Consider the following 12,561-nt stretch of genomic DNA (forward strand, 5'->3'; position numbering starts at 1 on the left):
CGTAATCGCATCTGGAACCGGTCAGGTTCCAGATGCTGAATTCCAAGGAAATTGCTATGCGACCCGAACCTTGTGTCCGCAGGGATGTTCACGGCTCTGTGATGGTGATCAGAATCGTCAATCCTGCCAGAAAGAATGCACTTGATATTAATGCATATACATTACTCTCGGAGTTTTTAACCCAGGCAGAACAAAATGCCGAAATAAAATCCATTGTGATCACGGGGCATGATGAGTATTTTTGCAGCGGTCATGATGTTGAGGATTTTATTAATAATCCAATACAGGATGAAACACATCCGGTATTTAAGTTCATGCTCAGGATGAGTCAATGCAAAAAACCTGTAATCGCGGCTGTTGAAGGTTTTGCCGTCGGTATTGGTGTGACGCTGCTTTTGCATTGCGATCTGGTTTATGCAGGACGAAGCAGCTTCTTCAAAATGCCGTTTACGAGCCTTGGCCTGTGTCCTGAGTTTGCGGCAACATTCATTATTCCAAACTTTTCAACTCACTGTATTGCAACGGAGTTGCTTGTCCTTGGCCGAACCTGGAAAGCGAATCGGTTCTGTGAAAAGGGTTTCATAAACGAGGTGTGTGAGGATGGCGAAGCCTTCAATACTGCAATGAAAAGTGCAGAGGAGCTTGCTCTGTTACCAACCGAATCCGCTATTAGAACCAAGCAGCTGATAAAGAATAATTTTTCGCATAATTCAGAAAAGAGTATGCGGGAAGAATTGGCTCAACTTATTGAGCTTTTTGAAAGTGGTTCTTTCACCAAAAAACCAAAATAAAAAGGAAACACAATGCTTAAGACAATAAAAAAATATGGTGTGGGCCTTTCCTTGATTGCAGGCCTTGGATGCGCTGGCGTGGTGAGTGCGGAAACGACCATGGTCGTCGGTACCTGGTTGCCCCCGACGTCTGTGCAGAATTCGGTTGTTTGGCCGACTTGGGCGAAGTGGGTTGAAGAGGCCACAGAAGGGCGGGTAAAGGTAAAGATTGAATACGATGTGGGGCATCCGAAGTCCTATTTCCAGTTGGTTGAAGACGGTGTGATTGATGCCGGTTTCAGCTATCACGGTTATGTTCCCGGACGTTTCAGGCTGCCCATGGTGGCAGAGCAGCCGGGTATGGGGGTGGGTGCCGAGGCGGCCTCCGTTGCGCTTTGGCGTGTACAGCAAAAATACTTTCAGTCTGCAGATGAGTTCTCGGGGCTTGAGGTGGTGGGGATGTTCACCCACGGGCCGGGCCAGCTGATGACGACCATTCCCATTGAGCGTATTGACGATATCAAGGGCAAGAAGATCCGTATCGGTGGTGGTGTACAGGCCGATATTGCCGAGCGGCTGCAGGTTGCGCCGGTATCGGCGCCCGCCACAAAGCTGTACGAGATGATGCAGCAGGGCGTGGTGGATGGCACTCTGCTGCCGGTGGGACAGCAGAAAGCACAGCGTCTGGCGGAAGTGACAAAGTATCTGACCACAATCCCCGGCGGGATGTACATGGGTACATTTTCAATCTTCATCAACCCGGACTTCCTGGCTGATCTGGACCCGAAAGACCGTGAAGCGATCATGAGCGTGTCCGGTGAAAAGCTGTCTGCACTGGCTGGCAAGGCCTGGGAAGAAACCGACTATGAAGGTCTGGAATTCGCGCGAGAGCAGGGTGTAACCATTATTGAGCATGACCGGAATGCCCCGTTCACTCAGGATTTCCTGAGGTTGTCCGAGGGCATGGATCAGGCGTGGATCGACAGTGTTGCGGACCTCGACATAAATGCCGCTGCGGCCTTGGCAGAACTGCGTAAAATCGCTCGTGAGTACGAAGCTCAGAAGCAGGAATGATTCATGTCTGTTAGTGCCTGGTTAAAAAGCACTACGACGATAAGGGGCCGGCCTTGTGACTGGCCTTTTTATTCTATGTTGTGCATGCGATTGATAAAGTTGAAGCCGGAGACTTTTTAAGTCAAATATCTTTAAGCGCGTGGTAGGCGACTTCGCAGAGCCAGCGTAAAGCTGAAGGATCATCAGTTGATTCAGTCCAGTATAGAGATACTTCAAATTCTGGGGTAGGGAAAGGTAAAGGAAAAGATACCAGGTTTCCGGGTGAGATAAATTCTTTTGCAACCCGGCTGGGTAGGCAAGCTATCAGATCGCTATCAGGGATGATACCAGGCAGCGCAGAAAAATGAGGTATATGTAGAGCGATGTTTATCTGTTTGCCTCGTTCACCCAAATAGTCATTGATGTAAAAGTGCCCGCTTGCTTTTGAAATGAAGATATGATTTTCGTTAAGAAATTCGTCTAGGGTCGGCTCTCCCCGAATCCGAGTGTGTTTTGTGGAGAGGATACATTGATAATGTTCATCGAATAGTTTCTTATGAAGTGTTCGTCCTTTCAGAAAACTAAGATTCCCTACAGCCAAATCAATTCGTTCTTGTGAGAGCCAATCTTCGACTTTTTCTATCTCAGTAGTTACAACTTCTACCTTGCAGTTGGGCGCCTTGATATGAATATCCCTTAGTAGTTTTGGCAATAAATAAAATTCGCCAAGATCAGATAGAGCTATACGGAAGGTTCGTGTCGAGGTCTTGGGCTCAAACTGACGAGCATCTGCAATGGCTTGTTCGATTTTGCAGATGGACTCATGAAACACCTGATAGAACTGGTCAGCTGCGAAGGTCGGGATCATACCATCACGTGTGCGTGTGAACAGAGGGTCGTTGAGCAGCTCTCTCAAACGCGACAGGGAGTAACTGACGGAAGGCTGGGTGATATTAAGCTCTTCGGCGGCTCGGCTGAGGCTTCCGTTTTCATAAATTGCGAGGAAAACCTTCACCAGGCTGAGGTCTGATTTGCGCAACATAGTTACCCTATAGATATAAATTCAATCTATATCTTATAGCAAAAAATATTGATTGGATCGATATGTTTGGCGTTGATAGTGTATGAAAAAAAGAAACATGAAGGCTCAAACATGACCAAGCAAGTGCCGACAGTCAAAGATGCTGTGTATCAGATATTACGTAACCACAAAATTGATACTGTCTTTGGGAACCCTGGCTCGAATGAGCTTCACTTCCTTAAAGATTTTCCTGCCGATTTTCAGTACGTACTCTGCCTCGATGAAGGCGTAGTTGTTGGAATGGCTGATGGTTATGCTCAGGCAAGTGGTCAGCCATCCTTTGTAAATCTGCACTCAGCGGCTGGAACCGGCAATGCGATGGGGGCTCTGACCAATTCACGTAACTCGCATTCACCCATCGTGGTCACCTCGGGTCAGCAGGCACGAAGCATGGTATTCAGCGATCCCTTGCTGAAAAATACGGATGCGACCACGTTGCCCAAGCCATTGGTCAAGGACAGTTACGAGCCGCTTAGTCCTCAGGAAGTACCTTACAGTATCAACCGTGCAATCAACCTGGCGGTCTCTGATGCTCCCGGGCCCGTATATGTCTCTATCCCGTATGATGACTGGGAAGAACCTGTGCGTGAAAATCTTGATCTTCTACTGGACCGGAAGGTCGTTCAGGTCGCTTGCGTTGATCCGTCCACGATCCAGGATTTGCGGGAAAGGATAGCACAGGCCCAGTCCCCGGTTCTGGTCTTGGGGCCTGAAGTCGACAGCGCGGGTTGTAATGAGCTGGTCGCAAGACTGGCGGAACGCATGAACGCCCCGGCCTGGGTTGCGCCTTCTGCTCCACGCTGCCCTTTCCCGACAAGTCATCGTTGCTTCGCGGGCATCTTGCCGGCAGGAGAGGCTTCTCTGTGTGACAAGATCAAGTCGCATGATTTCATTCTGGTTATTGGCGGCCCAGTGTTCCGTTATCACCAGAAGGATCCGGGGGCACTACTGCCTCAAGGAGCTCAGCTCGTACATGTCACCAGTGATGCTGACGAGGCCGCACGTGCCCCCATGGGTGATGCGCTGATCACCGGTATCCAGCCTTTCGTAGAGCAGTTGTATGCGGCACTGCCTGAGAAAGAAGCTGATTGCCCGGTTTTCAAACAGGACGTTGTCAGAAATACAGATGATGGTGCTGCGCTGACGGTCGAAAACCTGTTTGACTGCGTTGAAGAAATTGCACCTGCAAACAGTATCTATCTGAATGAAGCCACATCGACACTTGCAACCCTCTGGTCACGTCTGACGATGGCAACATCAGGCAGCTACTATTTTGCTGCCGCCGGTGGCTTGGGATTTGCATTGCCTGCCGCTCTTGGCGTCCAGATGGCTTGTCCGGGCAGGCAAGTCATTGCCTTTATTGGTGATGGCTCCATGCACTACAGCATTTCCGCACTCTGGACAGCTGTGCGATATCAAATACCCGCCATATTCATTGTTTTAAATAATAATGGCTATATGGCATTGAGATGGTTTGCTGAACTCTTCGATGTCGATAGTGCGCCTGGGTTGGAAATTGAAGGTGTCGATTTCGTGAAAATTGCTGAGGGATATGGCGTCAAGTCTGAACATGTTGATTCATTGAAATCCTTTAAGCTTTCACTTGCAGCGGCATTGGAAAGTAATGGGCCTTCGTTGATTGAAGTTAAATTATAAAAACAAGATGGGGTTGATCATGAATTTTAATATTTCAGACTACAGTAATAAATTTTTTGATGGCCGCTGGTGTGATAGCACTGGCGAGGTGGCGGATATCCTGGAGCCTGCAACAGGAAATGCCTTGGGAAAAATTGTTCTCACCACAGCTATTGACGTTGATAAGGCCGTTTCCAGCTCTAAAGCTGCCCAGGGTAAATGGGCGGCAACACCCTTTAATCAGCGCGCGGACTGTCTCCGCAAAGTTGCTGAGGTTATGCGAGAGAATGCTGAATTATTTATCGAATGGAATATCCGTGAATGTGGATCCATTCGTCCCAAGGCTGAGTGGGAATTGCAGGCGGCCATCGAGCAGTTGAACGCGTCGGCGGCACTGACCATGTATCCGGATGGCGCTACTTATCCATCATCGGTCCCCGGGCGCCGTAATATCGTGCGCCATGTAGCTTTGGGGGTCATTGGTGTCATAGCGCCCTGGAACTTCCCTCTGTTGTTGGCAATGCGCTCGGTGGCACCTGCCATTGCATTGGGTAATGCGGTTGTTTTGAAACCAGATCATCAAAGTGCAGTCACTGGTGGCTTGCTCATGGCGCGTGCATTTGAAGAGGCTGGTCTTCCCCCCGGTGTTTTTTCGGTAGTTCCCGGCGATGTGATCGCCGGTGAGGCACTGGTCGAGAATGAATCGGTTGCAATGATTTCGTTTACAGGTTCCACACCTGTTGGCAAGAAAATCGGCAGTAAATGTGGCGGACGGCTGAAAAAAGCGGCCCTTGAGCTAGGGGGCAATAATGCCTTTATCGTGCTAGCCGATGCCGATCTGGATGCTGCTGCTTCCAATGGCGCCTGGGGCAGTTTCCTGCATCAGGGGCAGATCTGTATGCAGGCAGGTCGTCATTTCGTCCATGAAAGTGTTGCTGATGAATATATCCAGAAACTCGCTGAACGTGCCAGAAAACTGCGCATTGGTGACCCCTATCGTCAGGAAGTCGAGATAGGCCCGCTGATTAATGAGGCCCAGTACCGTCGAGTTGAAGGCATCGTGCAGGAGAGCCTCCAACAGGGTGCGTGCCTGATTACGGGCGGAAAAGGAGAAAGGCTCTTCTATGAACCTACAATCTTGGCAAATGTTGACGTCAGTAACAGAGCTTGTGCAGAAGAGCTGTTTGGCCCAGTCGTCCCGGTTGTAACGTTCAAGGATGAAGACCACCTGGTAGAGCAGGTATTACGTTCTGATTATGGTCTGGCAGCCGCTATTCATACACAAAATTACGGAGTTGCATTCTCACTGGCTGACCGGCTGAAGGCGGGTATGGTTCATATTAATGACCAAACCGTAAATAACGAATTTCACGTGCCTTTCGGAGGGATGGGGGACTCAGGAAATGGCAGTCGCTTTGGTGGCTTGGCGAATATTGAAGAGTTTACCGAGGTTCAGTGGGTAAGCTTTACTGAAAAACCGATTATTTATCCATTCTAATAATAAGATAAGATGGTTTATATGATGAATAAAAATAAAATCAATAAATATCTTCCTCTTTCACTAGCTATTATGTTTTCAGGCTACACATCGGTTTCAATTGCAGGTGATCAAGTTGAGATATCAGCTATTTCAGCCTTCAATAAGGGAACTGCGATATCAAAAGGTTTTGATCAATTTGTTGCTAGTATCAACGAGGACAAGAACGCACCGGTTAGAATTCGCTATGTCGGTGGTCCTGAAGCGATGCCTCCTTTTCAGATAGGTAATGCAATCAAGAATGGCGTTGTAGACATGATTCTATCCACCGGTGCTTTTTACAGTAATGTCATGCCTGCGGCCGACTCATTGAAATTGACCCGATATTCGCCACAGGAACTTCGTGCAGCAGGCAAGTGGTCTCAGCTCCAACAGATCTGGAAAGAGGAGATGAATGTTCATCTTCTGGCTTATACCAATTATGGCAACGAATTCCATCTTTATACCAATAAGCCTTTGACTTCAGCCAATTTGGAAGGACAGCGGTTACGGATTACGCCGATATACCGTGCTTTTTTCGAAGAGCTTGGAGCTTCTGTAATGCAAACAACCCCCGGTGAAGTCTATACAGCACTTGAGCGAGGCGTCGTCGATGGCTATGGATGGACAATGCAGGGAGTCTTTGATCTCGGTTGGCAAGAGCAAACTAAGTATCGGGTTGATCCCGGTTTCTACCAGGCCGATGTAACCGTCATGGTCAATGAGAGAACATGGAGTAGCAAGCTGACAAAAGAGCAGCGTGACTATTTGACCCAAAAAGCACTGTGGCTTGAATCACTGAATGATAATAATGCAGCAATCAGTCAGAACGAGCGGAAGCTACAGCAAGACGCCGGTATTCAAACGCTCACTTTGGAAGGAAACGAAAAAGAACGATATTTGAAAGTAGCTTACGACGCGGCATGGAGAGAGCTTCTAGATAACGATGAGGAAACGACTAAGAGAATAAAAGAAATAATTGATTAATAATTATCTATAATAAAAATAAAGGTTTATTATCATGCGTATTCTTTATGAACGCACCTTGATAACTATGGTTGTAGCCTCCGGCTTGACGATTCTATTGATGTCAGTGATGGTGTTTTTAAATGTCATCCTTCGTAATTTGGATATCGCCTCTTTCTCATGGGTTGTAGAGCTGTCAGAGTATGGTCTGACAGTCTCTACTTTTTTGGCTGCACCTTGGGTGCTTAAAGAAGGTTGTCATGTTTCCGTTGATGTATTAGTGAAAAACATGACCGGACTAAAGAAAGCAATACTTGGTAGGTTGATAAGCCTAGTTGGCCTTGGAATATCTTTTATATTGCTTGGGCTATTCTCATATATCCTTTATCATTCTATTCATGAAGAAAGCTTACTAATAAAAACAATAGTGATACCAGAATATTTAATACTGGTGTTTCCAGTTGTGAGCTTGTTTTTCATCTGTGTTGAGTTTTCGATTCGATCATTTGGGGCGGAGGCATAGATCATGGAATGGTATATCGCAATAGGGTTTCTTTTTTCGACTCTTTTTATATTAATGCTTTCAGGCCTTCCCGTTGTTTTCGCATTCTTCTGTGTGAATGTACTGGGTGCATTTGTTTTTTTGGGAGGGGAATTTGGCCTCATTCAGATGGCGAGAAACTCAGCTGAAGCCATTAACTCATTTTCTCTTGTACCAGTGCCGCTATTTATTCTAATGGGGGAGCTGCTTTTCCATACAGGGCTGGCACAGCGTACAATTTCTGCAATTGAACGGCTTATTTCGGCGGTACCTGGACGCCTGAGTATTGTCTCGGTGCTGGGAGGCACCGCCTTTGCGACCTTGTCAGGTTCCAGTATTGCCAATACTGCCATGATGGGGAGTTCGCTCTTGCCTGAAATGACGCGCAAGGGATACCACCCAACGATGGCGATGGGGCCGATCTTGGCGGTAGGAGGCATTGCTATATTAATTCCCCCTTCCGCATTGGCAGTAACTTTGGCCAGTTTAGGCGGTATTTCGATCAGTAAGCTTTTAATAGCGGGTGTTGTTCCAGGCATCATGATTGGTGTAGTCACTCTCTTGTACGTCATTGTACGTTGTGCAATGAATCCGTCATTGGCACCCTGTGACCATGACTTGAAGAACCCAAAAGGGAGTAAATGGACGCCTTTCCTGAAGGATGTTGTACCTCTTTTTATCATCTTCTTCGCGGTAGTCGGCTCTCTTGTATTTGGCTTGGCATCTCCAACTGAGTCGGCTGCATTTGGTGTGGTTGCTGCGCTTGTGGCTGCATTTTTATATAAGTCCATTAATATTAATAAAATATTTGTTGCGCTCACTGAAACCGCCAAGTTATCAGCTTCTATTCTTTTTATCCTGGTAGCATCGACGACTTTTTCACAAATACTATCGTTCTCAGGTGCTACAACTGGCCTTCTTGAAGCAGTTTCCAATCTTCAGCTGACAAGCATCCACCTGGTAATTCTTATGCTGTTGACCTTGCTGGTGCTGGGATGTTTTGTTGATCAAATAAGTATGATCATGTTGACACTTCCTTTCTTCATTCCCTTGGTTCATACGACAGGAATTGACCTTGTCTGGTTTGGCGTTTTGGTCTTGATTGCGATGGAAATTAGCCTTCTAACTCCACCTTTTGGGTTACTGCTACTGGTTATGCAAGGAGTAGCGCCCGGATCAACGAAACTGACACAGGTATATGCTGCAGCACTTCCCTTTGTTGGACTTCAAATTACTGTCCTGATTGTCGTGTTGACCTTTCCGAATATTGTTTCGATTCTACAAGTACCGAATTAAAGATGAATTCAGGTTTTGAAAATGAAAATGATTAGCCACAATGACTATCGTCGGGCAGCAAAGTCTAAATTACCAAAGATGGTTTTTGATTATCTCGAAGGTGGTGCTGATGATGAAGTAGGTCTACAGCATAACCTGAGTGAAATAGAAAAAATAAAATTTGCTCCTAAAAGGCTGCTGGATGTTGGTAGTAGAAACATTAGCCGAACCATTCTGGGTAAAAGCCAGCAAGCGCCTTTTGCTGTGGCCCCAACAGGGTTGAATGGAATGTTCAGTTCAAATGGCGATGTAAAAATTGCCCGAGCAGCTGCCAAGGCTGGTATTCCATTTTCACTGTCTACGGCTTCAAACGCTTCCATCGAAGAGGTGGCAAAAGCCTGTGATGGAGAGCTTTGGTTTCAGCTGTACGTCATTCATCGTGAGCTGGCGAAGCAGTTTGTGGAAAGGGCAAAAAATAGCGGCTACCAGGTTCTGATTCTGACGGTTGATGTCGGTGTCAATGGCTACCGTGAACGAGATCTCCGTAACGGATTTTCACTACCGGCTAAATACACACCCAGAACGATATTGGATGGTGCTTTGCATCCGGCCTGGTCGTTGAACCTGCTCAAGAATGGAATGCCAAAACTGGCTAATTTCGAAACGGCCGAACTGAATGACATTGAGGTTCAGGCAGCCTTAATGAGCAGAAAGATGGATGCAAGTTTTAACTGGGAAGACTTGAGATGGCTTAGGGATCAGTGGCCACATCGGCTTGTCGTTAAAGGGATTAATTCAGTGGAAGATGTTAAACGATGTGCAGAAATGGGCATCGATGGTGTTGTCCTGTCAAACCATGGTGGGAGACAGCTGGATAGTTGTATTGCTCCCATTCAGATCCTGGAGCGTGCTGCATCTTCGGTCGATATTTCAGTGATGATCGATAGTGGCATTAGACGTGGATCAGACATTGTAAAGGCGGTCGCTCTGGGGGCTGAGGCGACGCTGATTGGGCGACCATTGCTTTGGGCCTTGGCGGCCCGTGGAGAAGAGGGCGTTGGCGAGATGATTCAAATGCTCAAGGATGATGTGGATCGCACGCTGGCACATATTGGCTGCGCGGATATTAACCAGTTAGATAAAAGCTTTATTTATAGCTGAGGTATAAGATTATGTCAGATATTTTTATAAAAAAAGTGGACGTGAGGGCTGTTAATGTTCCTCTTGAGTATCCGGTATATACTGCTATAGGTGTTGTTGATACATCACCGTTGGTTCTGATTGATATTCATACAGATGCAAATGTTGTTGGAAGGTCATATATATTTGCATACTCGCCTGTAGTGCTCAGTGCATTAAAGACGCTTACTGAGTCACTGAGTGGACTCATCCTTGAGAGTCGTCTGGAGCCTGTGGCCATCAACCAGATGCTTGAAAACAAATTCAAGCTGCTTGGCTACACAGGTTTAATGCGAATGGCTGGCTCTGGCATTGATATGGCTCTTTGGGATGCCTTTTCAAAGTCAGCCAACTTGCCTCTTTATAAGCTACTTGGTGGCAGTAAAAAAGAAATAAAGAGCTATGACAGCCACAGTATGGATGGAATAGAACTTGCCGCAATGCGTGCTGAGAATGCTGCCTCACAAGGTTTCAAAGGCGTAAAAACCAAGATCGGCTATTCGCATGTAAACGAGGATATTGCCGTTATTCGGCGGATTCGAGAAGCCGCCGGTGAAAATATAAAAATTATGGTTGACTATAATCAGGGGCTTTCTGTTCCCGAAGCAATTAATCGTATAAGCGCTTTGGAGTCGGAAGGAGTCTACTGGGTTGAGGAGCCTGTTTCTTATTTTGATGATGAGGCCTGTCGACAGGTTAAGGAAAGGGTCAATATACCTGTTCAGGTTGGTGAGAACTGGCTTGGCACCGAAGATATGATTAAGACTCTGCGTCTAGGGGCAAATGATTTTGCCATGCCAGATATTATGAAAATAGGTGGTGTTACGGGTTGGATCAAGGCCGCTGCTTTGGCTGAGGCTTATGCAAAACCTATGTCCAGTCATTTATTTCAGGAGTTTAGTGCACATCTGCTAACGGTAACAGAAACCGCACACTGGTTGGAAAGGCTGGATATTGCAAAATCGGTTGTGGACTCGTCACTCAAATTCTGTGATGGCAGGGCTGTATTGTCTGATGAGCCAGGTGCAGGTTTTGAATGGAAAGAGTCAGAAATAGAAAAGTTCATTATTTGAATTAAATCAATAATAGAGGTAAAACAATGAAAAAAATAAATAAGATTTACTCTGTGATTGCCACCACTTTTGCTTTGAGTGGTATGGCCTATGGTGAGACAACATTACATGTGGCTAGTTGGCTGCCGCCTTCACATCCGCAAAATGCAGTAGTTATCCCCACTTGGGGTAAATGGATCGAAGAGGCTACGAAAGGTGAAGTCAAAATTAAAATTGAATATAACCTCGGCCACCCTAAAGATTTGTTTACACAGGTTGAAGATGGCGTTGTGGATGCGGCTTGGTCTTCAACAGGGTATGTACCAGGCCGGTTTGAACTGACACAACTGGCAGAGCTGCCATTGTACAGCGCTAACGCCGAGGCGGCTTCGACAGCCTATTGGCGTGTACATGAAAAGTATCTGAGTAAGGCAAGAGAGTTTGATGGCGTAGAAGTTGTAGGCCTCTTTACTCATGCACCGGGGCAGATTCATACAATTGAACCAATTACCTCATTGGCAGACCTGGAAGGGAAAAAGATGCGCCTTGGTGGTGGTGTCATGAATGCACTGGGTGAGCGAATGAAGGTTGTTGGGGTTGGCGCACCCGCACCCAAAGTATATGAGATGATGCAACAGGGTGTTATTGATGGCACGTTTCTGCCTGTATGTGAGCAGCGAACTATACGTTTGAATGAAGTCGCACGTAACCTGACACTCCTCCCTGGAGGTATGTACCAGACCAGCTTTGCATTCTTCATCAACCCTGATTTCCTGGATTCGCTGTCTGAGGAAAATCGTACAGCGCTTCTTTCCGTTTCGGGTGAACGGCTGTCACGCCTGGCAGGGGCTGAATGGGAACGCTGTGGTGATGAAGCGCTGCAGGAGAGTATCGCTAAGGGAGTACAGGTCAATGTGGTCAAAAAGGGTGACCCAATGGCCGAAGAGTTTGTGCGTGTCGCTGAAGGGCTTGATGAGGCTTGGTTAGCATCGGTTAAGGACTCCGGAGTTGATGCTGAGTCAGCGCTATCGGAGTTTCGTGACATCGCGATGAAGCTTGAGTCTGAATACAAGGATTGATGGATGTCATTCAGTGCATGGTTAAAAAAGCACTACGACGAGAAGGGGCAGGCCTTGTGGCTGGCCTTTTTTCTTGAGGTCGTAGCGTCTGTTGTGCTGTTTATTCTGATGGCGTTGACCTGTGTCGACGTGGTTGGTCGTTATGTATTCAACAGCCCGCTGCACGGCGGTACCGAGCTGACCGAGATCGGTCTGGCGGTGATGGTGTTCGCTGCAATGCCGGTAGTGACCTGGCGCGGGGGCCACATTGTGGTCGATCTGCTGGATCGCTTTCTGGGATCGGTGATTGTAAAGGTGCTGGCGCTGTTTGCCGCGTTGGTGATGTCCTCTTCACTGTATTTTCTGGCCTGGCGCATTTTCGAACTGGGTGAGCGTTCGATTGGGCGTGGAGTCGTGACCGAGTTTCTAGGGATG

The 12,561-nt window shown here is 47.2% G+C and carries 12 protein-coding genes; 11 read left to right on the plus strand and 1 reads right to left on the minus strand.

Annotation, left to right across the window (positions count from 1 at the left end):
- The first annotated feature begins 32 nt into the window (after positions 1-32).
- Together BLV48_RS17615 and BLV48_RS17620 are read left to right on the plus strand one after the other, a co-directional pair.
- A complete protein-coding gene (locus BLV48_RS17615; RefSeq protein WP_091828100.1) occupies positions 33-791 on the plus strand; it encodes an enoyl-CoA hydratase-related protein in 759 nt (252 codons plus the stop codon).
- Positions 792-803: 12 nt separating this feature from the next.
- The gene (locus tag BLV48_RS17620; RefSeq protein WP_091828101.1) at positions 804-1,844 is read left to right on the plus strand and encodes a TRAP transporter substrate-binding protein; all 1,041 of its coding nucleotides are present in this window, start codon (positions 804-806) and stop codon (positions 1,842-1,844) included.
- A 121-nt stretch (positions 1,845-1,965) separates the two neighbouring features.
- Here the strand turns inward: BLV48_RS17620 and BLV48_RS17625 are convergent, their stop codons facing one another.
- Positions 1,966-2,865, minus strand: a complete 900-nt coding sequence (locus tag BLV48_RS17625; protein ID WP_091828102.1) for a LysR family transcriptional regulator — start codon at positions 2,863-2,865, stop codon at positions 1,966-1,968.
- Positions 2,866-2,976: 111 nt separating this feature from the next.
- On the opposite strand from BLV48_RS17625, the gene mdlC reads away from it, so the two are divergent.
- The 9 genes from mdlC to BLV48_RS17670 all read left to right on the plus strand — a co-directional run.
- Complete coding sequence (gene mdlC, locus BLV48_RS17630) at positions 2,977-4,560, plus strand: benzoylformate decarboxylase (protein ID WP_254775083.1); 1,584 nt, start codon at positions 2,977-2,979, stop codon at positions 4,558-4,560.
- A 19-nt stretch (positions 4,561-4,579) separates the two neighbouring features.
- Complete coding sequence (locus BLV48_RS17635) at positions 4,580-6,037, plus strand: aldehyde dehydrogenase family protein (RefSeq protein ID WP_091828103.1); 1,458 nt, start codon at positions 4,580-4,582, stop codon at positions 6,035-6,037.
- 21 nt (positions 6,038-6,058) lie between these two features.
- Positions 6,059-7,042, plus strand: a complete 984-nt coding sequence (gene dctP, locus BLV48_RS17640; protein ID WP_175527726.1) for a TRAP transporter substrate-binding protein DctP — start codon at positions 6,059-6,061, stop codon at positions 7,040-7,042.
- 34 nt (positions 7,043-7,076) lie between these two features.
- Positions 7,077-7,544 carry a TRAP transporter small permease gene (locus tag BLV48_RS17645; protein ID WP_091828105.1) on the plus strand — a complete coding sequence of 156 codons (468 nt, stop codon included), beginning with the start codon at positions 7,077-7,079 and terminating at the stop codon, positions 7,542-7,544.
- A gap of 3 nt (positions 7,545-7,547) precedes the next feature.
- Positions 7,548-8,858, plus strand: a complete 1,311-nt coding sequence (locus tag BLV48_RS17650; protein ID WP_091828106.1) for a TRAP transporter large permease — start codon at positions 7,548-7,550, stop codon at positions 8,856-8,858.
- Positions 8,859-8,879: 21 nt separating this feature from the next.
- Positions 8,880-9,998 carry an alpha-hydroxy-acid oxidizing protein gene (locus BLV48_RS17655; RefSeq protein ID WP_091828107.1) on the plus strand — a complete coding sequence of 373 codons (1,119 nt, stop codon included), beginning with the start codon at positions 8,880-8,882 and terminating at the stop codon, positions 9,996-9,998.
- Between the two features lie 11 nt (positions 9,999-10,009).
- Positions 10,010-11,089, plus strand: a complete 1,080-nt coding sequence (locus tag BLV48_RS17660; protein ID WP_091828108.1) for an enolase C-terminal domain-like protein — start codon at positions 10,010-10,012, stop codon at positions 11,087-11,089.
- Positions 11,090-11,115: 26 nt separating this feature from the next.
- Positions 11,116-12,147 carry a TRAP transporter substrate-binding protein gene (locus BLV48_RS17665; protein WP_091828109.1) on the plus strand — a complete coding sequence of 344 codons (1,032 nt, stop codon included), beginning with the start codon at positions 11,116-11,118 and terminating at the stop codon, positions 12,145-12,147.
- A 3-nt stretch (positions 12,148-12,150) separates the two neighbouring features.
- A partial coding sequence (locus tag BLV48_RS17670) for a TRAP transporter small permease (protein WP_091828110.1) occupies positions 12,151-12,561 on the plus strand: 411 nt, incomplete at its 3' end.

Origin of the sequence: Marinobacterium iners DSM 11526 (assembly GCF_900107855.1) — a bacterium.
Taxonomy (GTDB): Bacteria; Pseudomonadota; Gammaproteobacteria; order Pseudomonadales; family Balneatricaceae; genus Marinobacterium; species Marinobacterium iners.